Origin of the sequence: Methylobacterium oryzae, from assembly GCF_036441375.1 — a bacterium.
In the GTDB taxonomy this organism is placed as follows: Bacteria; Pseudomonadota; Alphaproteobacteria; order Rhizobiales; family Beijerinckiaceae; genus Methylobacterium; species Methylobacterium oryzae_A.
Genome location: NZ_MLCA01000005.1, coordinates 1 through 26,970, shown reverse-complemented (window position 1 = coordinate 26,970; position 26,970 = coordinate 1). Strand labels below are relative to the sequence as shown.

25 protein-coding genes and 1 pseudogene are annotated in these 26,970 nt (G+C 70.7%); 10 read left to right on the top strand and 16 right to left on the bottom strand.

Features of this window, described 5'->3' with window-relative positions:
- Positions 1-37: 37 nt before the first annotated feature.
- From MOTC310_RS10160 to MOTC310_RS10150, 3 genes are all read right to left on the bottom strand, one after another.
- Positions 38-2,464, bottom strand: coding sequence for a YbcC family protein (locus MOTC310_RS10160; protein ID WP_331301676.1), 2,427 nt, complete (start codon positions 2,462-2,464; stop codon positions 38-40).
- A 19-nt stretch (positions 2,465-2,483) separates the two neighbouring features.
- Positions 2,484-4,043 carry a proton-conducting transporter transmembrane domain-containing protein gene (locus MOTC310_RS10155; protein WP_331301675.1) on the bottom strand — a complete coding sequence of 520 codons (1,560 nt, stop codon included), beginning with the start codon at positions 4,041-4,043 and terminating at the stop codon, positions 2,484-2,486.
- 495 nt (positions 4,044-4,538) lie between these two features.
- Positions 4,539-7,094, bottom strand: coding sequence for a phosphoketolase family protein (locus MOTC310_RS10150; protein ID WP_331301674.1), 2,556 nt, complete (start codon positions 7,092-7,094; stop codon positions 4,539-4,541).
- A gap of 127 nt (positions 7,095-7,221) precedes the next feature.
- Between MOTC310_RS10150 and MOTC310_RS10145 the strand changes: the two genes are divergently transcribed.
- From MOTC310_RS10145 to MOTC310_RS10125, 5 genes are all read left to right on the top strand, one after another.
- Positions 7,222-7,422 carry a hypothetical protein gene (locus tag MOTC310_RS10145; RefSeq protein ID WP_331291906.1) on the top strand — a complete coding sequence of 67 codons (201 nt, stop codon included), beginning with the start codon at positions 7,222-7,224 and terminating at the stop codon, positions 7,420-7,422.
- Between the two features lie 29 nt (positions 7,423-7,451).
- Positions 7,452-8,096, top strand: coding sequence for a BON domain-containing protein (locus tag MOTC310_RS10140; protein WP_331301673.1), 645 nt, complete (start codon positions 7,452-7,454; stop codon positions 8,094-8,096).
- Positions 8,097-8,422: 326 nt separating this feature from the next.
- Positions 8,423-9,238 (top strand): universal stress protein, encoded by an 816-nt coding sequence (locus MOTC310_RS10135; protein WP_331301672.1) that lies wholly within the window; start codon positions 8,423-8,425, stop codon positions 9,236-9,238.
- Positions 9,238-9,570, top strand: a complete 333-nt coding sequence (locus tag MOTC310_RS10130) for a c-type cytochrome (RefSeq protein WP_331291903.1) — start codon at positions 9,238-9,240, stop codon at positions 9,568-9,570. Before MOTC310_RS10135 ends, MOTC310_RS10130 begins: the two co-directional genes overlap by 1 nt.
- Positions 9,571-9,582: 12 nt before the next feature.
- Positions 9,583-10,443 carry a universal stress protein gene (locus MOTC310_RS10125; RefSeq protein ID WP_331291902.1) on the top strand — a complete coding sequence of 287 codons (861 nt, stop codon included), beginning with the start codon at positions 9,583-9,585 and terminating at the stop codon, positions 10,441-10,443.
- A gap of 294 nt (positions 10,444-10,737) precedes the next feature.
- On the opposite strand, the gene MOTC310_RS10120 is transcribed toward MOTC310_RS10125, so the two are convergent.
- Together MOTC310_RS10120 and MOTC310_RS10115 are read right to left on the bottom strand one after the other, a co-directional pair.
- A complete protein-coding gene (locus tag MOTC310_RS10120) occupies positions 10,738-11,547 on the bottom strand; it encodes a universal stress protein (RefSeq protein ID WP_331301671.1) in 810 nt (269 codons plus the stop codon).
- A gap of 72 nt (positions 11,548-11,619) precedes the next feature.
- Complete coding sequence (locus tag MOTC310_RS10115) at positions 11,620-12,141, bottom strand: BON domain-containing protein (protein WP_331301670.1); 522 nt, start codon at positions 12,139-12,141, stop codon at positions 11,620-11,622.
- A 238-nt stretch (positions 12,142-12,379) separates the two neighbouring features.
- Here MOTC310_RS10115 and MOTC310_RS10110 point away from each other — a divergent pair.
- A pseudogene (locus MOTC310_RS10110) lies at positions 12,380-13,472 on the top strand (IS3 family transposase).
- Positions 13,473-13,958: 486 nt separating this feature from the next.
- On the opposite strand, the gene MOTC310_RS10105 reads toward MOTC310_RS10110, so the two are convergent.
- Positions 13,959-14,273: a HEPN domain-containing protein gene (locus MOTC310_RS10105; RefSeq protein ID WP_331301669.1), complete on the bottom strand. Its 315-nt coding sequence runs from the start codon at positions 14,271-14,273 to the stop codon at positions 13,959-13,961.
- A gap of 202 nt (positions 14,274-14,475) precedes the next feature.
- On the opposite strand from MOTC310_RS10105, the gene MOTC310_RS10100 reads away from it, so the two are divergent.
- Positions 14,476-15,411 carry a site-specific integrase gene (locus MOTC310_RS10100; protein ID WP_331291897.1) on the top strand — a complete coding sequence of 312 codons (936 nt, stop codon included), beginning with the start codon at positions 14,476-14,478 and terminating at the stop codon, positions 15,409-15,411.
- A 260-nt stretch (positions 15,412-15,671) separates the two neighbouring features.
- On the top strand, positions 15,672-16,091 hold the full coding sequence (locus MOTC310_RS10095; RefSeq protein ID WP_331292489.1) for a RidA family protein: 420 nt from the start codon (positions 15,672-15,674) through the stop codon (positions 16,089-16,091).
- Between the two features lie 89 nt (positions 16,092-16,180).
- Here the strand turns inward: MOTC310_RS10095 and urtA are convergent, their stop codons facing one another.
- From urtA to MOTC310_RS10050, 9 genes are all read right to left on the bottom strand, one after another.
- Complete coding sequence (gene urtA / locus MOTC310_RS10090) at positions 16,181-17,413, bottom strand: urea ABC transporter substrate-binding protein (protein ID WP_331301668.1); 1,233 nt, start codon at positions 17,411-17,413, stop codon at positions 16,181-16,183.
- Positions 17,414-17,468: 55 nt separating this feature from the next.
- Positions 17,469-18,212 carry an urease accessory protein UreD gene (locus tag MOTC310_RS10085; RefSeq protein WP_473753825.1) on the bottom strand — a complete coding sequence of 248 codons (744 nt, stop codon included), beginning with the start codon at positions 18,210-18,212 and terminating at the stop codon, positions 17,469-17,471.
- Positions 18,213-18,433: 221 nt separating this feature from the next.
- Complete coding sequence (ureG, locus tag MOTC310_RS10080; RefSeq protein WP_331301666.1) at positions 18,434-19,060, bottom strand: urease accessory protein UreG; 627 nt, start codon at positions 19,058-19,060, stop codon at positions 18,434-18,436.
- Between the two features lie 42 nt (positions 19,061-19,102).
- Positions 19,103-20,815 carry an urease subunit alpha gene (ureC, locus tag MOTC310_RS10075; protein ID WP_331301665.1) on the bottom strand — a complete coding sequence of 571 codons (1,713 nt, stop codon included), beginning with the start codon at positions 20,813-20,815 and terminating at the stop codon, positions 19,103-19,105.
- Positions 20,816-20,825: 10 nt separating this feature from the next.
- A complete protein-coding gene (locus MOTC310_RS10070; RefSeq protein WP_331289182.1) occupies positions 20,826-21,521 on the bottom strand; it encodes an urease subunit beta in 696 nt (231 codons plus the stop codon).
- Between the two features lie 10 nt (positions 21,522-21,531).
- Positions 21,532-22,215 (bottom strand): urease accessory protein UreF, encoded by a 684-nt coding sequence (locus MOTC310_RS10065; protein ID WP_331301664.1) that lies wholly within the window; start codon positions 22,213-22,215, stop codon positions 21,532-21,534.
- Positions 22,209-22,673, bottom strand: a complete 465-nt coding sequence (gene ureE, locus MOTC310_RS10060) for an urease accessory protein UreE (protein WP_331289180.1) — start codon at positions 22,671-22,673, stop codon at positions 22,209-22,211. Before ureE ends, MOTC310_RS10065 begins: the two co-directional genes overlap by 7 nt.
- A 165-nt stretch (positions 22,674-22,838) precedes the next feature.
- Positions 22,839-23,633 (bottom strand): ABC transporter permease, encoded by a 795-nt coding sequence (locus MOTC310_RS10055; protein ID WP_331301663.1) that lies wholly within the window; start codon positions 23,631-23,633, stop codon positions 22,839-22,841.
- A 70-nt stretch (positions 23,634-23,703) separates the two neighbouring features.
- Positions 23,704-24,312 (bottom strand): DUF308 domain-containing protein, encoded by a 609-nt coding sequence (locus MOTC310_RS10050; RefSeq protein ID WP_331289178.1) that lies wholly within the window; start codon positions 24,310-24,312, stop codon positions 23,704-23,706.
- A gap of 165 nt (positions 24,313-24,477) precedes the next feature.
- On the opposite strand from MOTC310_RS10050, the gene MOTC310_RS10045 reads away from it, so the two are divergent.
- The gene (locus MOTC310_RS10045) at positions 24,478-25,377 is read left to right on the top strand and encodes a helix-turn-helix transcriptional regulator (protein ID WP_331289177.1); all 900 of its coding nucleotides are present in this window, start codon (positions 24,478-24,480) and stop codon (positions 25,375-25,377) included.
- 40 nt (positions 25,378-25,417) lie between these two features.
- Here MOTC310_RS10045 and uraH read toward each other — a convergent pair whose 3' ends face one another.
- On the bottom strand, positions 25,418-25,771 hold the full coding sequence (gene uraH, locus MOTC310_RS10040) for a hydroxyisourate hydrolase (protein WP_331289176.1): 354 nt from the start codon (positions 25,769-25,771) through the stop codon (positions 25,418-25,420).
- A gap of 275 nt (positions 25,772-26,046) precedes the next feature.
- On the opposite strand from uraH, the gene MOTC310_RS10035 reads away from it, so the two are divergent.
- Positions 26,047-26,970: urate hydroxylase PuuD (locus tag MOTC310_RS10035; RefSeq protein ID WP_331301662.1), on the top strand; the 924-nt coding region annotated here is incomplete at its 3' end.

Sequence of the window (26,970 nt, the reverse complement as noted above, 5' to 3'; positions counted from 1 at the left end):
CGATCCGAAACAGGTTCGGCGGCGTGCCCCGGGCCTGTCATACGGCGGCCCTGAGCGATGCGCCCGAGGCCGCAGCGGGCGTACCGGCTGCGCTGGTCCATCGCAGGTCACCCGCGTAGCGCCACGACATCCGACCATCCTGGTCGAGCGCGAACAGGTGCAGCCAGCGATTGTCGAACAGGGCGCGCACCTCCGCGTGCCGCTTCAGGATATCGGTGATCGCCTCGCGCGGCGCCTCGATGCACACCGCCAGCCGCAGGGGCTCGTGGGCGTACCGTTCGCCATCGTGCACGGATTGTTGGGCCAAGCCGCCGCGCAGAGGGCCGCTATTCCCCTCCAACACCCCGATGCCGCCCGTGACGTTGTGCAGGAGCTTGTTGCCGCAGCCGAACAGCTCGGGCGCGACGGTGGAGCCGTAATATTGCAGGCTGATCCAGCTCGCCACCACCACCGGCGCGGTCAGGATCAGCTCCAGCACGCCGAAGCCGGCGTCCTGCTGCCACGCGTACTCGTGCAGGAAGGCGCGGCCACCGAGCGGCCTGCCCGCCGTGCGGTGACGCGGCGCGGCGATGAATGCGCTGCAGCCGGCCAACCCCCATTCCGAGCGCGTCTCGGCCCAGTCGCGGCTACGGCGCAGGACGGAGCGGCCGTCCGGCGCGCGCGGCAGGCGCAGGGCCCGTTCGCCGCGGGCGATCGCGGCGGCCGCTGCAAGCCAGGCCCTCACACGCTCCAGCTCCCGCGGCTTCGCCCTCCGCGGCAGATCCTCGGCGTAGAGCGTGACCTCGTCCGTCGTCGTGTCATGGAGGCCTGCCACGAAGACCGTATCGGTTGGGACGTTCAGACCGCGCTCTCGGAGCGCGACCCGCGTCTCCGCGTCGTTGAGAAGCCGCGCCAGCAGCCGCGCGTTCACCTCGCCCGAATATCCACCGCAGGCGCCGCACTGCAGCGCGCTCGCGTGCGGATTGTTGACGACGTTCGCCCCGTGGCCGACGAGCAGCACGATGTCGGCGAAATCCGCCGTCAGCGACATCGCGCGCAGGACGTCCGACGCGATCGCGACGCGGGATGAGAGGTCGAGCTCAGGATCGAGATGCGGCGCGGGCTCGCCCGGCGTCGGCGTCCGGGTCAGGCCCAGTGAGTCGCGCACGAGCTTGCCGAGATAGAGGAGCCCGGCCGCCTCGACGAAGGCGAAGGAGGAGACCGCCGCTTGCCGGAAACGGCCCCACGCGCGGCGCGAGCGGGCTGCGACCCGGGCCGCCTGATCCGCGCTCGCGACGGCGGGTCCGCTGGCGCACGTATGCAGGCTCGGCTTCAGGAGGACGGGCAGCCGCCGTTCCTCGATGTCCGAGGCGAACGGGCGGTGCGCGGTCGGCAAGCCGAAGAAACCCGCGAAGCCCAGGGTGCGGATGCCGGGATCCAGGCTCTCCAGGGCACGTCGGAACACCTCAGATCTCACATCGATGCAGAAGGCCGCCTGCAAGACCGGGCGTCCGCCCGCGGCCGCCGGTTGCGCATCCGCGAGGCGCGCGGCGAGCGCGCGCTGCGCGGCACGCTCCGCGGCGTCCTGAAGAGTGCTGTCGATGACTTGGTCACGCGTCGGCCGAGCAGGAGTCGCGTGCTCGGCCGCCACGGCCGCCCAGGCGCCGCCGATCCGCGCCTCGTAGCGGGCGAGCAGCGCTTCCTCCCAGATGACCCGGATGGCCAGCAGGTCTCTCAGGCTTCCGTCAGATCCGCCGGCGAGTTCCGATTGCCACGACCGGTAGCGGGCATACTGGGCCCATCCGCCGAGCGACAGCAGCATCTGGTAGAAGTAGCTCTCGAGCGCGTCCGGGCTGAGACCGAGCCTGGCCGTCGCGCGGGCCAGGGCGGGAAGGGTCCCGTCGGGCACGTCCGAGACGTGTCGCGCGAACCCGCTCAGACCGGCGATCTCCGGGGTCAGGTCGTGGATGGCCCAGGACCGCCAGAGCGCGAGGGCGCTCCCGCCGGACGGCGCGGCCCAATGGGCCTGCCCCTCATCGAAGTAGCCCGCGGCCCAGGCGGTGAACCGGTCGGCGATCAGGCCCGGCCAGTCGGTTCCGGAGACGTCCGCACAGAGGGATGCCACTGTCGGCACAGCTCTGATCGGCTGCCCATCCGAACCCGACGCCGCCTTGAGTGCCGAGAGATCAGACGGGCGCAGGTCCGCGGGCGCGTCCGCCAGAGCCTCCTGAAGATCCGCGTCCGTGATCGACCCGGACGCGATCCTGTCGCGGTACCAGCCCCGCGGCATGGTCACCGCTGCGCCGGTCGCCCGTGCCAGCCGCGCCGCGGCGGCCCAGAGCGGCTCGCCGGTGTGTCCGAGGAACGGGTTGACCGCGACGCTGGAGGCCAGCGGCCAGAGGGGTGGGATCCGTCGGCCCGCGGCATCGGCCGCGGCTCTCACGCGCTCGTGTGACGTCGGGAGGGAATGGACGATCTCGATCATCGTGGGATCTCCGAACCGGTCAAGAAGCACTGCGCAGGGACCAGCCACCGATCAGCCGGTCGAAGGCCGCGTTGGCGTAGAGGCCGTTGGCGAGGTGGACCCGCAGCCCGGTCGCGGCGGGGTGATAGGCCCAGAGCGGGAACATCGCCTGCAGGACGGCCACGAGGCCGAAGCTGAGCAGGGCCAGGATGATCAAGGCCCATTCCAGCGCCCCTGGCGCGGGTGCAGGCGGCAGCACGCCAGCGGTGAGATGGATCGCGACCGCCTGGAGGGCGAAGTAGCCGATCGAGGTCGCGACCGCGTAGCCCGCGGTGCGCCGGGTCAGCGCTCGGGGTGCGGCGTCGGCGAAGCCCTGGGCGAGCATGTAGGCGACGCCGAAGATCAGGATGGCGCCGAGGGCGAAAGCCTGGGGTGACTTGTGCGGCAGCCCGAAGGTGAAGCCGACCAGGGCGAAGATGAGGAGGGCGGATAGGAAGGCGCGCCCGACGGCGACCGCGCTGGGTATGGCCACCGGCCCTGGACGGCGAACCGCCGCCACCGCGTCGACCGCCCCGCCCGAGGCCAGGAAGGCGTGAGCTTTGTAGAGCGAGTGTGCCGCGATGTGCAGCAGCGCGAGCGGAAACAGGGCCAGCCCGCACTCGAAGATCATGAAGCCCATCTGCGCCACAGTCGACCAGGCCAGCGCGGTCTTCACCGAGGGCTGCGTCAGCATGACCACGCTCCCGAACAGGGCCGTGAAGCCGCCGACGGCGACCAGAACCGCGAGCACGCCCGGGGCCAGAAGGAGGACATCCGCGAACCGGATGAGCAGGAACCCGCCCGCGTTGATCACGCCTGCGTGCAGCAGGGCGGAGACCGGCGTCGGGGCTTCCATCACCTCGGTGAGCCAGCCATGCGTCGGGAACTGCGCGGACTTGAGCAGCGCCGAGACCGCGAGCAGAGCGGCTGCCGTCACGGCGAGGCTTCCGCCTTCGCCATTCCGGGCCGCCACCAGGATCTGCCCGATATCGCCCGTGCGGTAGGCCAGGCCCAGCAGCGCGGCGGCGATGATCAGGGCGAGGTCACCGAGCCGCGCGGTGATGAACTTCTTGCGCGCGGCGCGCTGCGCGCGGGGACGCTCGCGGTAGAAGACCAGCAATCGATGGAGGAACAGGCTGGTCGCGATCCACGAGGCGACGAGTTGAACGAGGTTGCCGGCCGTGACGAGGAGCAGCACCGCTGCGAGCGTGAGGCAGAGCCAGCCGGTGAACGCACCCTGTCTGTCCTCGCCGTCGAGGTAGGTCGACGCGAAGCGCAGCACGATCCAGCCGATGAACGTGACGAGGACGAGCATGGTGATGCTGACCGCGTCCGCGCGCGCGGAGAGACCTGCACCGAAAAGCCCGGCGCGGGGTCCGGTGCCGGCTCCTGTCACCGCCAGCATGGCCGCGCAGACGACGGCGATCGCGAGCGCGGCGAGGGCCGACATCTCGGCGAGCCGGAGCACGGCTCGCGGGCGCGCCCCCGATTTCGAGAAACAGGCGGCCGCGCCTGCGAGCAGCGCCGCGGGCGCGAGCAGCGGCAGGTCGAACACGAGCACGGTATCCTCCTCGAAGACTGCTTTGGCTGCGGGCAGTCGTATCGAGGCGGGCAAATTTAGGAAAATATATTGTTTGCTATAAAACGTTCTATAAAATGCATGATGCCCGGGCCAACGAGGTCTGCGCGAGCGGGCTGAGCGCGCGTCACTCCCGCGCGTGGCGTATCGATCGCAGACGGCGGAGAAGGCTGCGTCGTCACGGATTGCACGCGTGACAGGAGCCGGCCGGTGCCCGGCTCAACCCGCCGGCCGATCCCATGTTGCGGCATGGCACGGCCGGCCGAGGGCGACGCCGGCGGTCGCGAACTTCGGCGCCGTCGATGCGGCCGCTCGGCGGCCTGGCCCAACCCACGGACGCGGATGCCATCGCTCACGGTCCGAGGCTGGGGATCGAAGCCGACGATGGCGCGCGGGGCCGTCTCGTCCGCGCTGGTCCGGGAGAGGGCACCGCGCGGACGGAAGTGCCGGCGTCCGGCACGAGGATCACCGCCGGGCTCAGGGGATGATCGTCCAGTCGTCCACGGTTCCGGCCCGCCCGGCCTCGCCCGTCCCGACAGGACCGCACTGCATGATGTCGCCGTCGATCCGGCGGCCGTGGTCCTCGGGCGCGTGCCGGTCCGGCCAGGCCCAGTCCCGCACCTCCGGCAGGTCGTCGCCGGTCCGGCAGACATACGCGCGGTGCGCCGCCAGCGCGTCCCGGAGCGCCTCCTCGGCGCGCTCACCCCGGGCTCCGAGCCGCGGCGCGGCCCGCAGGGCGGCCTGCGCGAGGTGGAACCGGTCGAGCCGGTTCAGCACGCACATGTCGAAGGGCGTCGTCGTCGTGCCCTCCTCGATGAAGCCGTGGACGTGGAAATTGCCGTGGTTCGTCCGCTTGTAGGTCAGCCGGTGGATGAGCCACGGATAGCCGTGATAGGCGAACACCACCGGCCGGTCGCGCGTGAACAGGCTGTCGAAGGTCGGATCGTCGAGGCCGTGCGGGTGCGTCTCGGGCGCGGGCAGCGCCATGAGGTCGACCACGTTGACCACCCGGATCCTGAGTTCCGGGACATGCCGGCGCAGCCAGTCCACCGCGGCGAGCGTCTCCTGGGTCGGGACGTCGCCCGCGCAGGCCATCACCACGTCGGGCTCCGCGTCGCCCTCGTTCGAGGCCCACTCCCAGACACCGACGCCGGCCGCGCAGTGCGCGACGGCCTCGTCCAGGGTCAGCCACTGGAGGGCCGGCTGCTTGCCGGCCACGACCACGTTGATGCGGTCATAGGTCCGGAGGCAATGGTCGGTGACGCACAGAAGGGTATTGGCGTCCGGCGGCAGGTAGATCCGCGCCGTATCCCCGCGCTTGTTCGCCACGAAGTCGATGAAGCCCGGATCCTGGTGGCTGAAGCCGTTGTGGTCCTGTCGCCAGACGTGGGACGAGAGCAGGATGTTCAGGGACGGCACCGGCCGGCGCCAGGGCAGGTCGCGCGCGGACTTCAGCCACTTCGCGTGCTGGTTCACCATGGAGTCGACGACGTGCGCGAAGGCCTCGTAGGTCGCGAACAGGCCGTGCCGTCCGGTGAGCACGTAGCCTTCGAGCCAACCCTCGCAGAGGTGCTCGCTCAGCACCTCCATGACCCGGCCGTCGCGCCGGAGGTGGTCGTCGCCCGGCCGGATCTCCTCCTGCCAAGCGCGGCCCGTCACTTCGAACACGGCATCGAGTCGGTTCGAAGCAGTCTCGTCCGGCCCCATGATGCGGAAGTTTCGCGCCTCCGCGTTCAGGGTCAGAACGTCCCGCAGGTATCGCCCGAGCGCGCGGGTGGCCTCCGCCCTGGTGCGGCCCGGCTCCGGCACCGCGACGGCGGCGGCGCTCAGGTCCGGTAGACGCAGGGGCGCGCTCTTGTGCGCGTTGGCGTGCGGATTGGCCGAGATGCGTCGCGGTCCCTTCGGTGGAAGCGCGGCGAGATGGGGAACGAGCGCGCCGTCCTCGGCGAACAGCTCCTCCGGCCTGTAGGAGCGCATCCAGGCCTCCAGGATCGCGCGGTGCTCCGCGTTCTCCCGCACGGCCGCCACGGGCACTTGGTGCGAACGCCAGGTGCCCTCGACCGGGTTGCCGTCCACCCATTCCGGCCCCGTCCAGCCCTTGGGGCTGCGCAGCACGATCACGGGCCAGCGCGGTCGCCCGGGCTCGCCGAGACCGGCGCACGTCCGGATCTGCGCGATGACGTCGAACGCCGCGTCGAGGGCCGCCGCCATGGCCTGGTGCATCCGGGACGGCTCGTCGCCCTCGACGAAGGTCGGCTCGTAGCCGTACCCGACGAGGAGGCTGCGCAGCTCGTCGGCGGGCATGCGGGCGAGGAGCGTCGGGTTGGCGATCTTGTAGCCGTTGAGGTGCAGGATCGGGAGGACCGTGCCGTCGCGGCGCGGATCGAGGAACTTGTTCGCGTGCCACGCGGCGGCGAGCGGCCCCGTCTCGGCCTCGCCGTCGCCGACGACGCAGGCGACGGTCAGGTCCGGGTTGTCGAGGGCGGCGCCGAAGGCGTGCGCCAGGGAATAGCCGAGTTCCCCGCCCTCGTGGATCGAGCCGGGGAGCTCGGGCGAGGCGTGGCTCGGTATGCCACCGGGAAACGAGAATTGCCGGAACAGGCGTTCCATACCGACGAGGTCCCGCGCCACGTCCGGGTAGATCTCGCTGTAGGTGCCCTCCAGGTAGGCGTTGGCCACGAGCCCCGGCGCACCGTGGCCCGGTCCCCAGACCGCGATCATGTCGAGATCGCGCTGCCGGATGACCCGGTTCAGGTGGGCGTAGATGAAGTTGAGACCCGGCGTGGTGCCCCAGTGGCCGAGGAGCCGCGGCTTGACGTGCTCCGGCTCGAGAGGCTCGCGCAGGAGCGGGTTCGCCATGAGGTAGATCTGGCCGACCGACAGGTAGTTCGCGGCGCGCCAATAGGCATCGATCCGCCTGAGGCTGTCCGGCCCGAGCGGTCCCGGCACGAAGGGCAGGTCGTGCGTGCCGTCCGCGGGATCGCCGCCGCGGCGGCCCTCAGAGGTAGTCCTAGGCTCGCGCCTCGCGTCCATGCCGGCCTCCTGGTTGCGGATGCCTCGCGACCGTGCAGGTAGGCCGGGCCTTTGACGTTGAGGTGGATCAAAGCGGCTCCGGCTCGCCTCGGCAGGATGCCTTCCGTCAGCGAGACTGGAGCGAACGATGGCCCTGGTGCTTCGAACCACCTTCATCTCAACGGTACGCCGCGCGCGGGTGCCGGTCTTGCTGGCACCGGAGAACGACGCCGGTCGCCGGGTCGTCACGGACGCGGCGCGCTACCGGTCCATCGGCAGCCTGCAGGCGCTGGCGCTCGCCGTCGCGGCCGCGGTGGCGACGCCGGCGCTCCTGTGGCTTTCCCTCTGAGAACGGCCGCCGAATCGAGGAGATGGGCGATGGATGACAAGACCGTGCACCAACATGTGCTCGACGAACTGGCCTATGCCCCGATGATCGACGCGGCGCAGATCGGCGTCACCGTCGAGAACGGCATCGTCACCCTGAGCGGGCATGTCCGGAACTACGCCGAGAAGGGCATCGCCGAGCGCGTCGCGCTGCGGGTGCGCGGTGTCCGCGCCGTGGTCGAGCGGATCGAGGTTCGTTACCCGGACAACCCCGCCATCGGCGACGAGGCCCTGGCCGAGCGCTGCGCCCGGGTCCTCGAATGGGACGTGCAGATTCCGGACGACGCGGTGACGCTCAAGGTCGAGCGGGGCTGCGTCACCCTCCAGGGATGCGTGCCCCACTACCACCAGAAGGCGGCGGTCGATCAGGCGCTGCGGCGGCTGGCGGGCGTCACCGACATCGTCAACCTCATCGCGGTCAAGCCGCTGGTACAACCCGCCGAGATCAAGGACAGGATACTCGCGGCCCTGAGGCGCAGCGCGCGGGACCCCGACACGATCCGCGTGCACGTCGACGGCGACAAGGTGATCCTGGACGGCTGCGTCGACGTCTGGAGCGAGCGCGAGCTGGCCGAGCGCGCGGCGTGGTCGGCCCCGGGCGTGCGCGCCGTCGAGGACCGCCTGACGCTCGCGTGAGGCCGGCCCGATGCCGGCCAGGTCCTGCCCGCGGTGGGTGGTACACCTGACCCGCGCCGGAGGCGCGCAGCGTCTTCGAGCGCGTCCCGCGCCGGTCTCGGCTCGCGCAGGCGGACGTATCGGCTCGCGTCGGCACGCGCGGGCCAACGCGGCCGTCGCCGATCACCGGCGCGGCACATTCCGGGGTGCCACCGTTCCCGTGCCCTGAGCCGACCGGCCCCCAGGTCGGTCTCCACCCGGTCCCGTTGAGATGGATCAAAGCCCGGGCCGCGCTCACGGGCGAGGGTATATCTGCCGGGCCGGTCGCCCGGCCACGGGAGGCGATCATGCGGATCTCCAACATTCTGGTCTCGGTCGATCTCGGGGCAGCAGCCACGGACCGCGTCCGGCTCGCCGCCGACATCGCCGGGCGCTTCGACGCCACCTTGACCGGCGTCGCCGCGCGGCCGCTCGTCACCATGATCCCGGTCGAGAGCGCCGACGCGTCGGAGCGCGTGTTCGAGATCGAGGAGACGCGGGCGAAGGAGGACTTGGCCGAGGCGCGCGCTCTGTTCGTGCGCGCGACCGGCGATCGGGTCAGGACCGCTTGGCGGGGAGCGCTGGCCGAGCCCTTGTCCTACCTGGTGGAACAGGCCCGCGCCGCCGACCTCGTCGTGGTCGGCCGCCTCGGCCCGGCCGACGGCGACCCCGGATTGATGCGCGTCGCCGCAGGGGGCCTGCTGATGGAGGCCGGGCGGCCCGTCCTCGTCGCACCGCCCGGCGTCGAGCGCCTCGCGGCCACGCGGGTGGTCGTGGCCTGGAAGGATACCCGCGAGGCGCGCCGCGCCGTCCACGACGCCCTGCCGTTCCTGGTCCGGGCCGAGCAGGTCCACGTCGCGGTGGCGGGTCAGGACGCGCGACGGGAGGGACCGGCCGACGTCGCCGCCTACCTCCGGAGCCACGGCGTCAGCGTCGCCACTCACCTGCTGCACCAGCCCGAGATCGGCGCCGCGGACGAGATCCTCCGGTTCGCCCGGCGGGAGGACGCGGACCTCATCGTCATGGGCGCCTACGGCCACTCCCGGCTGCGCGAGTGGATTTTCGGGGGCGCCACGCGCGACATGCTCCAGGGCACGTCCCTCTGCTGCCTGATGAGCCACTGATGCGCGCGGCCGCGATCCTGCGCGCCGCCGTCCTGGCACCCGCGCTCCTCCTCCTCGCCGCGCCCGCGGCGGCCTGGGACCGGCAGGTGCGGCAAGGGGAGACCCTCGCCCGGACCAGTTGCGCCCGGTGCCACGCGGTCGGGCGCGTCGGGGAGAGCCCGCTGCCGGCCGCGCCGCCCTTCCGCGACCTGCACAGGCGCTACCCCGTCGAGGATCTCGCCGAGGCGCTCGTCGAGGGCATCCGGACCGGTCACCCGAGCATGCCCGAGTTCCGCTTCGACCCGGACCAGGCGCAGGACCTGATCGCCTACCTGAAATCCCTGGAACGCTGAGGGAGAGCCGCGATGTACCTCCGCTGCCTTCTCGTCCCCACCGGCCCGGGGCTCGATCCCACGCGCCGGCTGGACGCCGCGCTGCGGCTCGGCCGGCGCCTGCACGCGCATATCGGTGTCGCCTTCGTGGCGCCGGGCCCGGAGCATGTGCTCGCCGGCATAGCGAGTCTCGCGCAGGTGGACGGCACCACCATCGAGGCCATCCGGCAGGGCGTGCGAGAGGCCGCGGCCGAAGGCAAGGCGGCTCTGGAGGCGTGGTGCGGGCGAGAGGGTGTGCCGCTCGTCGCGGGCTCCGATCGTCTGGACGCCACCTTCGCGACCTGGACCGAGCTGTCGGGAGAGGTCGAGCCGCTCCTGACGCTGACCGGGCGGGTGAACGACCTCGTCATCGTCGACCGGCCCGATCCGGCGCGGTCCTTCACCGGCCGAGCGCTCGACACGGCCCTGTTCGCGGTCGGACGACCGACGCTCATGGTCGGCGAGGCGGTCCCGCACGATCTGCTCGATCACGTCGTGGTCGCCTGGAACGGCAGCCTGGAAGCCACGCGCCTGATCGGGCAATCCATCGCGCTGCTGCACGACGCCGCCCGTGTCACGGTCGTGCATGCGCGGACTGAGCGCTTCGAGGAGGCGCGCGCGGCCGACCTGTGTGCCTATTTGCGCTGGCACGGGATCACCGCGGAGGCCGTCAGCCTGCCGGTCGGCGATGGAGCCTCGGTCGGCGCGGCCATCCTGGCCGAAGCGGGGCGGCGGAACGCCTCCATGCTGGCTCTGGGCGCGTACACCCACAGCCGCGTGCGCGAGTTTCTGCTCGGCGGTGTCACCCGCCACGTGATCGAACACGCGCGCATCCCGGTGCTCATGGCGCACTGACAGCAGGCTTCGACAGGATCCTCGACGGATCTGCGGCCCGCAACGGTACCCCATGGCGCGAGGATGGCGTCGATCGCCGCGCGGGCGGCAGACCTCCTCTTCCCGTCCGCCATCCGCCGGCGAACCCGGCGACCGCGCCTCGATCTCGTCGGCTCCGGACAGGGGATCAGGCATCGGCGAGGCAGCGCTCGATCGCCTCGACCGGATATCCGGTCAGATCCCCGACGCCCTCGGCCACGACGGTCCGTCGAAGACGGTCGGGCAACGCGCGCCGCATCCATTCCCGCGGTAACATCAGTGGCTCATCAGGCAGCAGACCGGGGCGCCGGTCAGCAAGTCTCGGGTGGTCCCACCCAAGACCCATTCGCGGAGCCTGCCGTGGCTGTAGGCACCCGTCACGATCAGGTCGGCCCCGTGCTCGGCGGCCGTTTCGACCAGAGCCCCGGACACCGATCGACCGTCGGCGGCGCGTCGGACGTGGATCGCGGAGACGTCGTGGGCCTGGAGGAGCCGGAGCGTGTCCTGCCCGTCGGAGGCGCCCTCTTCGTCGATGCAGACGACGAGGACTTCCGACGCCCGCTTCAGGAACGGGAGCGCGTCCAGGGCGGCACGGCGCGCCTCGCGGCTGTTCTTCCAGCCGACCACGACGCGCTTGGCATCGAGATGATCGACACCCGGCGGCGACAACAGGATCGGGCGTCCCAGATGCATCACCGCGTCGGCGGGATCGACCGCGAACAGCGCCGGCACGGCCCCGGTCTTACGGCCGATCACCACGAGATCGGCGGCGGGTGCCTGCGCGAGCAGGAACGGGAGCGGGAAGCCGAGCGTGGAGCGCCACTCGATGCGGCCGGCGTCGCCGGCCCCTTCCGCGAAGGCTTCGTGGGCGCGGCGAAGGTCATTCAGGATCGCCTCCGCGCCCTCGGCCAGTGCGAAGGCGCTGGCCGGTGTCGGGCCCGCCGGAGGGACCGCATAGGCCGACTGCTCCGCCGCGACGCCGATCAGGCGGGCGTGAAAATCGTCGGCGAGACCTTTGGCGAGGCGCACGCGGCTTCGCGCCTCATCCGTCAGGTCCACGGCGACCATGATGCTCGCGTAAGTCATGAGGTGCTCCGAGTCGACGGACGGCTGGACGCGCGGCGGCGGCCATCGCGGCCTCGCCCGCCCGTCCGTGCGCTAGCCCAGCGTCAGGTGGTCCTCGACCGCGCGTACGCCGGGAGCCGACCACGCGGCGTTCTCCACGAGCTGACGCTCGTGCCAGGCATTGACCTTGCCTTCGAGGACGACCTTCGTATCCTTGACGGTCACCGTGATGGCGTCGGCCTCGAGTTCGGCGTTGCGCTTCAGCGCCGCGAGGATCTTCGCGCGCACGTCGGGCGCGCTCGCCTTCGGTGCCACCGCGATGGTGTTGATGATGCCGGTCACGCCAGCGAGGCGTTCGATCGAGCGGTAGGCCTCTTCCTTCTGGAACTGCCAATCGACCGTGCCCGAGAGCGTCACCCAGCCGTCGACCACGCCGCGGACGCCGCGCACCTTCTGGGCTGACTTCTCGGCGGCGACGCGCTCGGCGTAGCTGGCAACGTGGCCCGTGAGCGTGACGATGCCGTTCTCGACGGCGACGCCGATATGTGCGGCGTCGATGCTGGGGTCGAAGTCCAATTCGTCGATGACTTTCTGGCGGATCAGCTTGTCGCCCATCGGACGTCTCCTCGATGAGGCCCGGAGTCAGGCCCTGCCCGAGCCGACGCTAGGCCCGGCAAGCGGTCGGACATTGATCCAGCGCAAAGGGGGCACCGGCCTCGATCCGCTCCCGCATCGCGCAGGCCCGGCCGCAATCCGGGACGGTGCAGCCGGCGGCGACGGTGGAGACTGACCTGACCGGCTGGCTTTGGACCGGGCTGATTGAGAGGATCAGCCTGGACCGGAGGAGTTGGGGATGAAGCGCGGACAGAAGACGAGCGCGGCGCAGGTGGTGCTCAAGCTACGCCAGATCGGGGCGCAGACAGCTCATGGCAAGAGTTTGGCGCTGGCGTGCAAGGAAGCGGAGATCTCCGAGCAGAGCTGCTACCGCTGGCGCAAGGCGTACGGTGGCCTCCAAGTCGATCAGGCCAAGAAGATGAAGGACCTGGAGCGTGAGAACGCCCGGTTGCGGCGGCTCGTGGCGGACCTGTCCCTGGAAAGGCAGGTGTTGGCGGACGTTGCCTCGGGAAACTTGTAGCCCCCGAGCGACGCAGGCAGGCGGTTGCTGGCATCCGGGAGAAGTACGGCCTCTCGGAACGTCGCGCCTGCCGGCCGACGAGGATGGGCTGACCCGCGCCATCGTCGCCCTAGCGTCCGAGTACGCGCGCTACGGCTATCGCCGCGTCACCGCGCTGCTGCAGGCGGCCGGCTGGCGGGTGGGCAAGGACCGGGTCCAGCGCATCTGGCGTCGCGAGGGGCCGAAGGTCCCCGATCGACACAGGCCCCGCAGCCGGCTCTGGCTGAACGACGGCTCGGGCAAACGGCTGCGTCCGCTCCACCGCAATCACGTCTGGAGCTTCGGCTTCGTCCAGGCGCAGACCCGCGACGGGCGGAGCCTGCGCATCCTCACGCTGATCGACGAGCACAGCCGGGCCTTCCTGGCGCTGAAGGTCGCACGGCGGATCGACAGCGTCGGCGTGATCGAGGCCCTGGCCGACGCCATGTGCCTGCACGGCATCCCGGAGCACATCCGCTGCGACAATGACCCGGAGATGATCTCGAAGGCGCTACGCAAATGGGTCGCCAGGACGGGGCCGCAGATCCAGTACATCGCACCAAGGTCGCCGTGGGAGAACGGGTCTCGCGAGAGCTTCAACGGAAAGCTGCGCGACGCGTGCCTGCGTCAGGAGATCTTCTCCTCGCTGAAGGAAGCGCGGATCGTGATCAGTCTATGGCGAAACACATACAACCGCGTCCGCCCGCATTCGTCGTTCGCCTACCGGCCGCCCGTGCCCATCAGTTACCCAGATCCGGCCTTTCGGCTGCCCATGGCCGCAACCATGCCGTAGCCTCACAACTGGCCCGGTCCAATATACCAATCGGGTCAGATGCGCGCCTCGATCTTGAGATGAAGGCAAAGAAGCTGCTCGATCGTGCAGCTTAAACTCGACCAGGCCGGGAATGAACTGGAGATGTTCCCGGCTGAACCCGGGGCAGATCTGACGCGCCGTCACCGATGACACGGGGGAGGGTGCTACGACCCTTCGAAGCCCCCTTCCCAATCGCCTTTGTTGAAGACAAGAGCGGCCCAGCACGACGGAAATGGTTTTAAGCCATTATTCGTGCCATAAACCGCATTTAATCAGAAACGGTTTCTGAAGTTCCATAATGTTTGTTATGCGAAAATAGTAAGGACGGAATGAAATTTGCTCAAGATCTTTCAAGCTTGATTTCGGAGCCGTTTTCAGGTGGCGATAGGCTACTCTCTTCCACCGACCAAGTCGGTCGATCTGCTCGACGCAGAGTATCCCGACCGTCGCGCTTGGGTTGTTGATTCATTCGACCAGCCAAGCAAGCTCTTCACCGGTAATCTCATAGTGCGGTGCGTAGCGCGCCTCAACACAGGCCAGGTTGAGTCGAGCAAAGCATCGTCGGGCAAACTTCGTATCCCGTGGCCAAGCCATAATCAGTCGAGCATCCAGGCTCTCGGCCGGGGAGCGCAACCGATTCGAGCGGTGAGGCTTTAGGCTGTAGCGCGTCAGCACCAGCAGGATGCAGCGGTAGAACCGCTCCGTCGCTTGTTGCAGCATGAACGCGGCATTTCGGGCCACGCGGTCTTGAATACGGTCAAGGTGGTCGAGAAGCTGCATCGGGTCAGGCCGAGGAGAGCCGTCGCTTATACGACGATGCGCTTCTCAATGCCTGCAACCCGAATGAACGAACGGCCTGCAGGCGCCGCCATTCTTCCAAGCCACCCTCCCCCCACGAAAGCCGTCCCTGCTGCGGCAACGTCTGATAACCCTTTCTTATCAGACGCTGGGTCACGCTCGGGCCGGATCGAGGGAGAGACGTATGACGCTGCCCGCCACGCTCGCTGCCCGCGCCCGCGCGTTCGCCGACGAGGCGCTCTCGGAGAATTCCCGCCGGGCCTACCGCGCCGACTGGCAGCACTACACGCAGTGGTGCCGCGGCCACGACCTCGCGCCCCTGCCCGCGGGTCCCGAGCAGGTGGCGAGCTACCTCACATCCATGGCCGAGACCCACAAGCGCGCGACGATCGAGCGTCGGCTCGTCACGATCGGTCAGGCCCACAAGCTCCAGGGATTGCCGTGGATCCCGGCCCACCCGGCCGTGCGGGCGGCCCTGCGCGGAATGTTCCGGCGCTACGGCCGGCCGCGGAAGCAGGCCGCCGCGCTCGGCGTGCCCGAGACCATTCAAATCGTGTCAGTCTGCGAAGGCACGGTCGCTGCTCTCCGGGACCGCGCCCTGTTCCTGATGAGCTTCGCCGGCGCGTTCCGACGCTCCGAGGTCGCGCGGATCCGTTTCGAAGACCTCGCCTTCCGGGACGGGGCCGTCGACGTGTTCCTGCCGCATTCGAAAGGTGATCAGGACGGCGAGGGCACGATCGTGACCGTTCTCGCCGGCAAGACCCCCGCATCCTGTCCGGTCGCCGCGCTCCGGCGCTGGCTGCAGGCGGCCCCGGCCGACGGTCACGTCTTCCGGGCCGTCCGCGCGGACGGCACCGTGATGGACGACGGGCTGCATCCCGATTCTGTCGGTCGCATCGTTCAGAAGCGCGCGGCGGAGGCCGGCCTCGTCGCCGGACCGCGGGAGCGCATCTCCGCCCACGGGTTCCGCGCGGGCTTCATCACCGAGGCGTACAAGCGCGGTTCGCGCGACGAGGAGATCATGGCGCATTCCCGTCACCGGGACCTCAAGACCATGCGCGGCTACGTCCGCCGGGCCAAGCTCGTCGACGCGCATCCGGGCCGCAACCTCGGCCTCTAGCGCGAGCGGCGCGTCAGGCTTTCAGGAAGCCCGCGATCGCCTCCGCGACGGCGCGGCGTGCGTTTCCTGGGGCCGGATCACCGCTCGCCCCGCAGGCTGTCCGATCCGCGCGGGGCGGCTCGGATCCCGCCGCGGAACCCGACACTATCCCCGGCCGGATCGTCACCCTACGGTCGCGGACCTGGATCACGGAGATCGGGCCGGTCGAGCCCGTCGGAAGGGAGATCGCGGTGCCGCAGCCCCACTCAGCCTCGTCAGCCATGCTGTTCCACATGGTCTCCGGAGGGCCGCAGCCGGTCGCCCCGTTCAGCCACGCGGTCGAGGTCGACGGTTTCGTCTTCGTCACCGGTCAGATGCCCGACACTCCGGACAGGCCCGGAATCCTGCCCGACGGGATCGAGGCGCAGACCCGCAACGTGATGGCCAATCTCGGGACGGTCCTGGCCGGCCTCGGCCTGGGCCTCGAGAACGTCGTCGTGGCGCGCGCGTTCCTGACGGAGTTCAAGCGCGACTACGCCGCCTTCAACGACACCTACAAGTCCTTCTTCCCGCCCGACCGGCTGCCGGCCCGGACCTGCGTGGGCACGACGGGGCTCGCCTACGACGCCCTGGTCGAGATCGACCTCATCGTCCATCGCGGCCGCGCGGCTTCGTCGCCGTCGGACGCGCGCGAGGACTGAGCCGCGTCGCCCGCGCGGCGGACGATGCCCTGCAAGGATGCCGTTCGACCCGGCCTCCCCGCCCTCGCCGGGTCACCCGGCCGCGGGCCTCACTGGTAGCCCTTCGGGAACGGGTCGGGCTTGATCAGCTCGGGGCTGGTATAGACGATCTCGAACTGGCCGTCGGTCTTGGCCCGGCCGACCCGGGTCTTCGACCAGAGGTGATGGTTCTCGTCGATCTTCACGTAGCCCTCGGGCGCGCCCTTGAACTCCAGTCCCGGCGAGGCCGCCACGACCTTGTCCACGTCGAACGAGCCCGCCTTCTCGCAAGCCATCTTCCACAGGAACGGGCCGAGATAGGCGGCCTGCGTCACGTCGCCGATGACCGTCTTCTCGCCCCACATCTTCTTGAACGCGGCCACGAAGGCCTTGTTGTTCTCGTTCTGGATCGACTCGAAGTACTTCATGCACGAGTAGGCGCCGGCGATGTTCTCGCCGCCGATGCCGTCGACCTCGTCCTCGGTGACCGACAGCGTCATCAGCACCTGTTTCGACAGGTCGATGCCGGCCGCCTTGAGCTGCTTGTAGAACGCCACGTTCGAGCCGCCCACGATCGTGGCGAAGATCACTTTCGGCTTGGTGAGCTTGATCTTGTTGATGACCGAGTTGAACTGGGTGTGCCCGAGCGGGAAGTACTCCTCGCCCACCACCTTGCCCTTGAGCACGGTCTCGATGTGCCTGCGGGCGATCTTGTTGGAGGTGCGCGGCCAGATGTAGTCCGAGCCGATGAAGTAGAAGCTGTCGCCGCCCTTCTCCTTGTGGACCCAGTCGAGGCCGGCGAGGATCTGCTGCGTGGCCTCCTGGCCGGTGTAGAAGACGTTCTTCGACTGCTCCAGGCCCTCGTAGAAGGTCGGGTAGTACAGGAGCCCGTTGTACTGCTCGAACACCGGCAGCACCGCCTTGCGCGACGCCGAGGTGAAGCAGCCGAACACGGCGGCGCAGTGGTCGTTGACAAGCAGCTTCTTGGCCTTCTCGGCGAAGGTCGGCCAGTCGGAGGCGCCGTCCTCCTGGATGACCTTGATCTTGCGGCCGAGCACGCCGCCGGCGTCGTTGATCTGCTGGATCGCGAGCTTCTCGCCCTGGCTCGGCCCGGTCTCGGAGATCGCCATGGTGCCGGTGATGGAGTGCAGGATCCCGACCGTCACCTCGCTGTCGGTCACCGCCAGCCCGCCGGCCTCGGCGGCCGCCGCGACGCGCGGCAGAGATGCCGCGAGCGGCGCTGCCGCCAGCCCGAGCAGCAGGCGCCGGCGAAGGGTGAAGTGCGCGGGGTCGTCTGTCGCCATGGCGGGCAAATCCTTCAGAGCGTTCGAGAAGGTGGGTCGCCCCATCCGCACCGGATCAGCCGTCACGCACGGGATCGTCTCCTTCAGCACATTTCTTCCAAAGAAAATAAATTTCCTCAAGATGAAAACATCGGCAGCCTGCCCATATCGGCGGCGGCGTGCCCGGACGCCGGCCTCCTATTTGCGGCGGCGCGCCGGCGCGAGGCCGGTCAGCGCCGCGAAGGCGCAACCGGCGGCCGCTTCCAGCCCCGCCGCCAGGGTCCCGCCGTCGGGCGCGAGGNAGGAGCCGGAGGCCGAGTCCGGCCGCGTTCGGCAGCGGGCTGAGCCCGGCCCGACAGCCGGTGCGGTCGGCCGCGGCCTGGACGTCCCCGGGATCCGGCAGGCACGGGGCCGGACCGAGGATGACGAGGGCGCCGTAGGCCCGCCACGGGCCGAGCGGCGAGGCCGGGTCCTGGAAGGCGGCGCCGGTGATCCGGGCCCGCTCGCGGACCAGGACGGCCCCCGCCGCCGTCTCGATGCAGAGGGTGAGCTCGACCAGCTCGAAGGGCCTGTCGCGGCCTTCCGGGTCGTGGCAGGCGATGCTCTCGGACACGACGGCCCGGGCCCCGGGCTCGAGCGTGATCCGGGTCGAGGCGGAGAGGGCGGCGCCGGGGAACAGGATCAGGGGGTCGGGCACGCAGTGCAGGAAGGCGTCCGCGCCGACGCGGATCCGCGTGTCCTGGCGAGCCGGCTGGTCGGCGCTGCGATGGACGACCGTCGCGGCCTGGGTGGTGACGTGCGCCGCCGAGCCCGGGCCCATCGCGATGTCGAGGCCGAGACGGTCGCCGCGGTAGAGGCCGCCGGAGGCCGATTGCAGGTACAGGGTGATCAGCTCCGGCCGCTGCGGATACAGGCGGAACGGCTTCGTGATGTGGAACGGGTACGGCACGTGCTGATCGGCGAGCACGCTGGTCCCGCCGCCGCGCACGAAGCCGAGGCGGGCCGTCGCGCGGCGGCCGGTCTGGATGTCGGGGGGCACGGCTAGGGCGTGAACAGCACGGCCCGGCCGATGGCGTCCGCCACCCGGTCGATGCCGAGGCCCGCGCGGGCGTTCGTGGCGATGACCGGCTTGCCGCTCCGGACCCGCGCGGCCTCCGCCAGCATCCCGTCGAGGTCGACGCCGACATGCGGCGCGAGGTCGATCTTGTTGATCACGAGGAGGTCGCAGCGCAGCACGCCCGGGCCGCGCTTGCGCGGGATGTCGTCGCCGCCGGCCACGTCGATCACGAAGATCCACCAGTCGACGAGGTCGAGGGAGAAGGTCGAGGCGAGGTTGTCGCCGCCGGATTCGAAGACGAGCAGCTGCAGGCCCGGGAAGCGCGCCTCCAGCGCGTCGCCCGCGGCGATGTTGAGGGTCGGATCCTCCCGGATCACCGTGTGCGGGCAGGCCCCGGCCTCCACCGCCTCGACGCGGCTCGGATCGATCAGCCCGGAGCGGCGCAGCCGCTCGGCGTCCTCCTTGGTGACGAGATCGTTCGTGATCACCGCGAGATCGACGCCCCGCGCCTGCAGCACGGGGATCAGCCGCTCGATCAGCGCGGTCTTGCCGGATCCGACCGGGCCGCCGATCCCGATCCGGGCGGCGTTCGCGGGAGTCGCAACGGTCATGGGGAGCTGGGCCGTGAGAGGGGTGTCGGGGTTTGGCGCCGCTCAGCGCAGCATGTAGCGCTGGGCGAGCGGCAGGGTCCGGGCCGGCTCGCAGGTGGCGAGTACGCCGTCGACGAAGACGTCGAAGGTCTGCGGGTCGACGCGGATCTCCGGGCAGGCGTCGTTCCAGAGCATGTCGGCCTTCGTCAGCGTGCGGGTCCCGCGGGCGGGCAGGAGCGCCTTGCGCAGGCCGAGCTGGCCGCCGAGATCGGCCTCGATCGCCAGGGGGTGGACGAAGCAGGCCGAGAGCGCCTGCTTGGCGCGCCCGAAGGCGCCCCATTGCGGGCGCATCAGCATCGGCTCGCAGGTCATCAGCGAGGCGGCGGAATCGCCCATCGCGCCCCAGGCGATGAAGCCGCCCTTGATCACGAGCTCCGGCTTGATCCCGAAGAAGGCCGGCCGCCAGATCACGATGTCGGCCATCTTGCCGGGCTCCAGCGAGCCGATATGGTCCTGGATGCCGAAGGTGCGCGCCGCGTTGATCGTGTACTTGGCGATGTAGCGCTTGATCCGGGCATTGTCGCCGAAGCCCGGCCTCTCCTCGGGGAGCGGCCCGCGCTGGTCCTTCATCTTCGAGGCGAGCTGCCAGGTCCGGCAGATGACCTCGTGGATCCGGCCCATGCCCTGGCTGTCGGAGCCGAGCATCGCGATGGCCCCGATGTCGTGGAGCACGTCCTCGGCCGCGATGGTCTGGGCGCGGATGCGGCTCTCCGCGAAGGCCACGTCCTCCGGCAGGGCCGGGTTGAGGTGGTGGCACACCATCGTCATGTCGAGGTGCTCGTCGAAGGTGTTGACCGTGTAGGGGTTGGTCGGGTTCGTCGACGACGGCAGGCAGTGCGGCAGCCCGGCGACCCGGATGATGTCCGGCGCGTGCCCGCCCCCGGCCCCCTCCGTGTGGTACATGTGGATGGTGCGGCCGCCGATCGCCGCCAGCGTGTCCTCCACGAAGCCCGACTCGTTCAGCGTGTCGGTGTGGAGCTGGACCTGGAAGTCGTAGGCGTCGGCGAAGCCCAGGCAGGCGTCGATCGCGGCCGGCATCGCGCCCCAGTCCTCGTGGATCTTGAGGCCGAGGACGCCGGTCTCGAGCTGCTCCTTCAGGGCGGCCGGCCGGTGGGTGTTGCCGCGCCCGAGGAAGCCGAAATTGACCGGCCAGGCCTCGGCGGCCTGGAGCATCCGGCCGGTGTTGAACGGGCCGCCGGAATCGATGCCGACCGTGATCGGCCCGAGCGACCCGCCGAGCAGGGTCGTGACGCCGGACGCGATCGCGTGGTCCGGCAGGCCGGCGGAATCGAAGTGCACGTGCACGTCGATGGCCCCGGGCGTCGCGATGAGGCCCTCGCAGTCGCGCACCGTCGTCCCGGCCGACACGATCAGGCGCGGGTCGACGCCGTCCATGATCGCCGGGTTGCCGGCCTTGCCGAGCGCCACGATCCGCCCGTCCTTGATGCCGAGATCGCCCTTCTGGATGCCCAGGACGGGGTCGATCACCACGACGTTGCAGAGGAGGAAGTCGAGCGCCCCCTGCGCGGCGGTCACCCCGGGCGCCATCCCGATCCCGTCGCGCAGGGTCTTGCCGCCGCCGTGCAGGCACTCGTCCCCGTAGACGGCGTGGTCGTGCTCGACGACCGCCACCAGGGAGGTGTCGGCGAGCCGCACCCCGTCCCCGGTGGTCGGCCCGTAGAGGGCGGCGTAGTCGCGGCGCGGGATCGTCACCATGGCACTCTCCTCAGGCGCCCTTGAAGCCGCGGGCCTTGGCGCGGGCCAGGGCCGCCGCCCGCGCCGCGTCGTCGGGCAGGGTTCCCTGCGTCAGGTCGTTGAGCCCGGTCAGCTCCCGGGCGCCGCCGAAGCCGACCAGCGTCACGGTCTTGCGCTGGCCCGGCTCGAAGCGGACCGCCGTCCCGGCCGGGATGTCGAGGCGGTGTCCCAGGGCCGCCGCCCGGTCGAAGTCGAGCGCCCGGTTCACCTCGAAGAAGTGGTAGTGCGAGCCGATCTGCACCGGGCGGTCGCCGGTGTTGACGACGTCGAGGGTGACCCGCGGGCGGCCCGCGGCGAGCTCGATCGCGCCGTCGGCCGGCAGGATCGCGCCGGGCTCGAGGGTGTCGGCGGGGGCGCCCGCGCGGGCGCGGATCGGCTCGTGGACCGTGACGAGCTTGGTCCCGTCCGGGAAGACGCCCTCGACCTGCAGGATCGGCAGCATCGCGGCGATGCCCGGCATCACGTCCTCGGTCGACAGGATCGTGGAGCCCCAGCCGATGAGGTCGGCGACGCTGCGCCCGTCGCGCGCGCCCTCCAGGATCTCGTCGGTGATGAGGGCCACCGCCTCCGGGTGGTTGAGCCTGAGGCCGCGGGCCCGGCGCTTTCGGGCGAGCTCGGCCGCGGTGAAGATCGTGAGACGTTCGAGCTCGGTGGGCGTGAGCAGCATCGCGCGCTCCCTAATTGGCGAACAGGCGCAGGTCGGCGCGCGCGTGCCGCATCGCGGCGACCTCGATCAGCGGCGTGAAGCCCGTGAGCACGATCGCGCCGTCGGCGTCATCCGTGACCGGCCGCTCGGCGATCTCCGCGACGAGCGGCAGCACCGCCCGGAGGGCCTGCTGGCCCTGCATGGCGCCCACCTGACCGAGCCGGACCGTGGCCGAGACCAGGCCGGAGACGATCTGGTAGCCGGCGATGGCCGCCGCCTCCGGTTCCGACAGGTCCAGAGCGCGCCACAGGGCGCCCTGCACCGTGGCGAGGTGCCCCAGCATGAGCCCGGACCGGATGGCGGCGCGGATATCCTCGGCACCCGGTGTCGCGAGCCGGGCGTGCGTGGTCAGCAGGGAGGCGCCGTTGCGCCGGCTGCCGGTGCGCATCGCCTCGACGAGGGTGGCCGCCTCCACGGCGGCGTCGATGCGGCCGAGCCGGACCGGATCGGGGCCGGCGCGATGGGCGAGGATCAGGGCGACGCGGTCGCTCTCCGCCCAGCGGAAGCGCACGAGGGCCGTGAGCGTCCGCGTCAGGCTCTCCGCGTCGAAGGCCGGGTCGCCCGCGACGAGGCCCTCGATCCCGTTGGAGAAGGCGAAGCTGCCGCTCGGGAACGCGGCGTCGGCCTGCTGGAAGGACAGGAGCCGGCTCAGCACGGCGCCGCCTCGTCGAGGATCGTGTGGGTCACCTGCCGGTCGGTGACGAGGGCGCCGAGGCGGACGAGGTAGTCGTCGGCCGGCCCGTCCAGGGCCACGAGGAGCGCCCCGTCGGCGAAGCGCACCCGCCAGTGGAGGTTGCCGGCGTGGTAGCCGAGTTCGAGGGCGGCGGCCTGGCTCTCCGGGACGAGGCGGAGCCAGCGCTCGGTGCCGACCCGGGCGACGAGGGCGCGGTCCGCCTCCAGCGCCAGCACGGCCCCGTCGAAGAGCGGCTCGTCCCGCGGCAGGGCCAGGGCGACCTCCTCGCCGGACTGGGTGGTCGCGCGGATCCGCCGCCGGGCGACGTCGGTGCTCGACACGACGAGCACGTCCACCGCCCCGTGATGCGCGAGATGGTGCAGGCGATGCGCCATCTCGGCGTCCTGCCGGCTGCCCAGGATGCGATGAATGACGCGCATGTCGGCCGCTCTTCCCCCCGCTCGGATCCGGTCTCGAGAGCGCCTAGCAAAACCGAGTCCGTCGACGGTCCGGGCGCCGCGGCGCCCGCGGGTCGGGCGGGTCGGGCCGGCATCGTCGGGGCCGCGCGACGCTCGAGGACGGTCGCTCCGGCGAGCGTTCCCCGCTCAGCCCTGCTGCCGGCCGCCGCCGCGCACGACGAGGCCCAGGCCGACACTCGCCGCGGTCAGGCCGAACATGACCACGTAGAGATGGTCGACGCGAAGACCGGCGGCCGGGTAGTAGGCCGACCGCATCCATTCCGCCCCCTGCAGGGCCGGATTGTACTTGGCCCAGTAGTACAGCCTCTCCGGCAGGTAGCTCGGCAGGAAGAGGACGCCGCTGGAGACATACAGGACGATGCTGAACAGGGCGTAGCCGATCAACCATCCGGGGAAGAAGCCGATGATCGCGACGTTGATCGTGCCGATCCCGATCCCGAGCGCGATCGCGGCGAGATAGCCGCACACCGCCGTCAGAGGCTCCGCCGGGATCGGGTTCGTGCCGAGCGCGATCAGCACGGCGCTCACGACCAGCAGCGCCAGGAAGCCGGTCACGATCTCGACGAGCACCCGGGAGAACACCAGATCGAACAGCCTGACCTGCGGGTAGTAGGTCAGGGGCCGGTTGGTGATCACCGACTTCATGACCTCGCGCGAGATGTACTGGAACACGAGCACGGGAACGGCGCCCGTCGCGAAGAACAAGGCCCTGTCGTCGCCGAGCGGCGCGGCGAGCTTCTGAACCGTGTAGATCGTGATCAGCGCGAAGACGTGGACGCACGGCCACAGGACGACGACTCCGTAGCCCCACATCGACGCGCCGAAGCGGGTGCGCATGTCGCGCAGCATCAGCGCGTGCAGGACGTGCAGGTAGGCCTCGATCGGACTCTTGCGCGATTTCGCGCTCGGTCGCTCGCCCATGGAACATGGCCTCTGCTGGTCCGACGGCGGTCGGAGGGGACGACGGTGCGGATGTCCGGAGGGGCCGGGCCTATGATCGAGGTCGGATCCGCCCGGTCGCACCGCCGCCTAGGCGGCGCGCGCCCGCGACGCGCCCCGCCGTCAGCCAGGCCGCGGAGACGAGGAAGTAGAAGGCGCCGAACGCCGCGTAGGGCGCGACATCCACGATCCCGGGGACCGCGGCGCCGGCCGCCTGCCTGACGAAGAAGCCGCCGGCGAGCGCCGATTGCGCGCCGCTCAGGACCATGGCCCACTGGGCGCCGGCCCGCCAGCGGCGCGCGCCGGTGAGAAGCTGGAGCAGTCCCGAGAGGATGGCCCAGGCGCCGAACACCGCGAGCACCGCGTTCGGGCCCCGTCCGAGGGCGACCGCGACCGCGAGCGCGGTCGCCGCGCTGATCGCCGCGTTGAGGGCCTGGCTGGGACTGCCCGCGAGTCCGCCGTTGCGCCGGGCGTCGGCCAGGTTGGCGAGCGCGTCCCAGGCGGGATAGGCGACCAGGAGCGTCGCGGCGACCGCCGGCATGCCTCTCCCGAGGCCGAGCGCGGCGGCCACCCAGGCGGCGGCGACGCCGGCACGCACGAAGTAGTAGGCGGTGAGCCAGGGCAAGGCAGGACCGCGATCGCGCTGCGGGTCGGTTCTCATCGTCGGCTCCTTCGTGTACTGAGCGCGGCTCGACGGACCGGATCTATTCGTGAACAAGGCAGATGGACACGATAGATGCCGATTTATAGCTTCGTAGATCCGGACGCGCCGAGCGAATACGCGCTTCAACGGATCCACGTTTAGGATCGGGAGCCGGGGCCGGCCATGTCGGAAACGCTGGAAAACTTGACCGATCTTCCGGAGGGCGGGCCGCGCAGCGCCGCGTCCGGCGACCTGCTGTCCCACGTGCTCGCGCAGATCCGCCTCACCGGGGACCGCGTCGAGTCCCGGCCGGTCGCGCCGGGCGAGCGCCTGGATCTGGATGCCGGCGCAGGCCACGTCCTCGTGGTGATCGCGGGCGCCCTCATCCTCGAAGGCGACGGCGAGTCCCTCGCGGTCGGCGCCGGCGACCTGCTGTTCCTGCCCCGCGGCCTCGGAACCGGGCGGTTGGTCGCCGCCGAGGGCGCGGACGTCGTCGCCTGCCGGTTCTGGTTCGATCCCTACACGCTCCGCAGCATGATCGCGCTCCTGCCGAAGCAGATCTGCATCCGGCGCGAGGAGGGCGCCGGATGGCTCGACGGCCTCGTGCATTTCCTGCTGGTCGAGACGACCGACGCCGAACCCGGCGCGGCCCTGATGATCTCGCGCATCATCGACCTCGCGGTCATCCGCACGCTGCGGACCTGGGTTCATCTCGGCCGGACGTCGGGGTGGCTGGCCGGCCTGGCCGATCCCCGCATCGCCCGCGCCCTCAAGGTCATGCACGAGAGGCCGCTGCAGCGCTGGAGCGTGGAGGCCTTGTCGGACGTCGCCGGCATGTCGCGGTCGAGCTTCTGCGAGCGGTTCAACGCGCTCGTCGGTCGCTCACCCCTGCGCTACCAGAACGAGTGGCGCCTGAACCTCGCGCGGGACATGCTCGCCACGGGCGACGCCCGCGTCGGCGAGATCGGCCTGCGCGTCGGATACGAGTCGGAGGCGGCGTTCAGCCGGGCCTACAAGGCGCTGTTCGGCCACTCGCCCCGGGAGGCGACCGGTCGCGCCGCTGGGGCGCGGCCGGAAAGCTGAGTTCCGGCGCTCCGACGCCGTCGCGCCCGGGGTCGCGGTCTCAGCTTCCGCGGTAGGTCGCGTAGCTCCACGGCGTGATGAGCAGCGGGACGTGATACTTGGCGTCCGGGTCCGAGACGCAGAAGCGCACCGGCACGCGGTCGAGGAACGGCCGCTCGGCGCCGGCACCCGTCCCGGCGAAATAGGCGCCGACGGCGAAGACGAGCTCGTAGGTCCCGGGCGTCAGGGCGTCGCCCGCGAGCAGAGGCCCGTCGGTCCGCCCGTCACCGTTGGTCGTGGCCGACGCGACGGTCTCCCCGGTGCCGTCCTCGGCGAGGCGCCGGAGCTCGACGGTGACCCCGGCCGCCGGCTTGCCCGCGGCCGTGTCGAGGACGTGTGTCGAAAGATGGCCCATCGGCGTCCTCCCGGACGGAGAGGCCCGCGCCTGCGGCCCGAGGCGGGCGAAGGTCTGTCGGGCTGAAGGAGACGGGCGAGAGGAGCACGGGGCAGGGGCTCGGACAACCCGGAAAGCGCCCGGCATTTTCCGAACGATTTTGAAGGTCCTTGGCGCTGGGGCGGGTCGCTGCCGGCCTCGGTTCCGGGCACACCCGGGGCAGCGGCTCGGGCCGAACCACGAGCCGCGATCGAGGCCGAACCCGGCCCCGTGACAGATCGCGGAGGATCCGTCCCATGTATCCGATCCTGCACGAGTGGGGCGGGTTCCTCATTCGATGGACCCACGTCGTCGCCGCGATCGCCTGGATCGGCGCGTCGTTCTACTTCATGCATCTCGACGCCAGCTTGCGCGCCATTCCGGCAATCCCGACCGGCAAGGGCGGCGAGGCTTGGGAGGTGCACGGCGGCGGCTTCTACCAGGTGCGCAAGTATCTCGTCGCGCCCGACCGGATGCCGGAGCACCTGATCTGGCACAAATGGCAATCCTACGCGACCTGGCTGTCGGGCTTCTCGCTGCTGTGCTGGGTCTATTACGGTCAGGCCGACCTCTACCTGATCGATCCGGCGGTCCGCGTGATCACGCCGATGACCGGGGCGGCCATCGGCCTCGGCGCCCTCGCCCTCGGCTGGCTGATCTATGACGGGCTCAACCGCTCGCCCCTGGCCAACCGGCCGCCGCTGCTCGCGGCCGCCGTGTTCCTCACGGTCGTCGCCTTCGCGTACGGCTTCCAGCAGGTCTTCTCCGGCCGGGCCGCGATGCTGCACACGGGCGCGGTGATCGCGACCTGGATGACCGGCAACGTGTTCTTCGTCATCATGCCCAACCAGCGCAAGGCGATCGCCGAGCTGGTCGCGGGCCGGGTCCCGAACCCCGCCTGGGGCAAGCAGGCGAAGAACCGCTCGTCCCACAACAACTACCTGACGCTGCCGGTGCTGTTCTTCATGCTGTCCGGCCACTATCCGATGGCGTGGTCCTCGCCCTACAGCTGGACCATCGTCGGCCTCGTGGTGATCGCGGGCGGCGTCGTCCGCCACTACTTCAACGTGCGCAATGCCGGCGGGGGCGACCGCTGGTGGACCTGGGGCGTCGCGACGGCCTGCGTGGCGGTGGCGGTCGCGATCAGCGTCGCCTCGTCGCCGGGCGCCCGCGAGCGGATC

Excerpts from the sequence above, each read along its gene's own strand:
- MOTC310_RS10160 (WP_331301676.1), bottom strand. The coding sequence starts at position 2,464 with ATGATCGAGATCGTCCATTCCCTCCCGACGTCACACGAGCGCGTGAGA.
- MOTC310_RS10150 (WP_331301674.1), bottom strand. The coding sequence starts at position 7,094 with ATGGACGCGAGGCGCGAGCCTAGGACTACCTCTGAGGGCCGCCGCGGC.
- MOTC310_RS10145 (WP_331291906.1), top strand. The coding sequence starts at position 7,222 with ATGGCCCTGGTGCTTCGAACCACCTTCATCTCAACGGTACGCCGCGCG.
- MOTC310_RS10140 (WP_331301673.1), top strand. The coding sequence starts at position 7,452 with ATGGATGACAAGACCGTGCACCAACATGTGCTCGACGAACTGGCCTAT.
- MOTC310_RS10135 (WP_331301672.1), top strand. The coding sequence starts at position 8,423 with ATGCGGATCTCCAACATTCTGGTCTCGGTCGATCTCGGGGCAGCAGCC.
- MOTC310_RS10130 (WP_331291903.1), top strand. The coding sequence starts at position 9,238 with ATGCGCGCGGCCGCGATCCTGCGCGCCGCCGTCCTGGCACCCGCGCTC.
- MOTC310_RS10125 (WP_331291902.1), top strand. The coding sequence starts at position 9,583 with ATGTACCTCCGCTGCCTTCTCGTCCCCACCGGCCCGGGGCTCGATCCC.
- MOTC310_RS10120 (WP_331301671.1), bottom strand. The coding sequence starts at position 11,547 with ATGACTTACGCGAGCATCATGGTCGCCGTGGACCTGACGGATGAGGCG.
- MOTC310_RS10115 (WP_331301670.1), bottom strand. The coding sequence starts at position 12,141 with ATGGGCGACAAGCTGATCCGCCAGAAAGTCATCGACGAATTGGACTTC.
- MOTC310_RS10105 (WP_331301669.1), bottom strand. The coding sequence starts at position 14,273 with ATGCAGCTTCTCGACCACCTTGACCGTATTCAAGACCGCGTGGCCCGA.
- MOTC310_RS10100 (WP_331291897.1), top strand. The coding sequence starts at position 14,476 with ATGACGCTGCCCGCCACGCTCGCTGCCCGCGCCCGCGCGTTCGCCGAC.
- MOTC310_RS10095 (WP_331292489.1), top strand. The coding sequence starts at position 15,672 with ATGCTGTTCCACATGGTCTCCGGAGGGCCGCAGCCGGTCGCCCCGTTC.
- urtA (WP_331301668.1), bottom strand. The coding sequence starts at position 17,413 with ATGGCGACAGACGACCCCGCGCACTTCACCCTTCGCCGGCGCCTGCTG.
- ureG (WP_331301666.1), bottom strand. The coding sequence starts at position 19,060 with ATGACCGTTGCGACTCCCGCGAACGCCGCCCGGATCGGGATCGGCGGC.
- ureC (WP_331301665.1), bottom strand. The coding sequence starts at position 20,815 with ATGGTGACGATCCCGCGCCGCGACTACGCCGCCCTCTACGGGCCGACC.
- MOTC310_RS10070 (WP_331289182.1), bottom strand. The coding sequence starts at position 21,521 with ATGCTGCTCACGCCCACCGAGCTCGAACGTCTCACGATCTTCACCGCG.
- ureE (WP_331289180.1), bottom strand. The coding sequence starts at position 22,673 with ATGCGCGTCATTCATCGCATCCTGGGCAGCCGGCAGGACGCCGAGATG.
- MOTC310_RS10055 (WP_331301663.1), bottom strand. The coding sequence starts at position 23,633 with ATGGGCGAGCGACCGAGCGCGAAATCGCGCAAGAGTCCGATCGAGGCC.
- MOTC310_RS10050 (WP_331289178.1), bottom strand. The coding sequence starts at position 24,312 with ATGAGAACCGACCCGCAGCGCGATCGCGGTCCTGCCTTGCCCTGGCTC.
- MOTC310_RS10045 (WP_331289177.1), top strand. The coding sequence starts at position 24,478 with ATGTCGGAAACGCTGGAAAACTTGACCGATCTTCCGGAGGGCGGGCCG.
- uraH (WP_331289176.1), bottom strand. The coding sequence starts at position 25,771 with ATGGGCCATCTTTCGACACACGTCCTCGACACGGCCGCGGGCAAGCCG.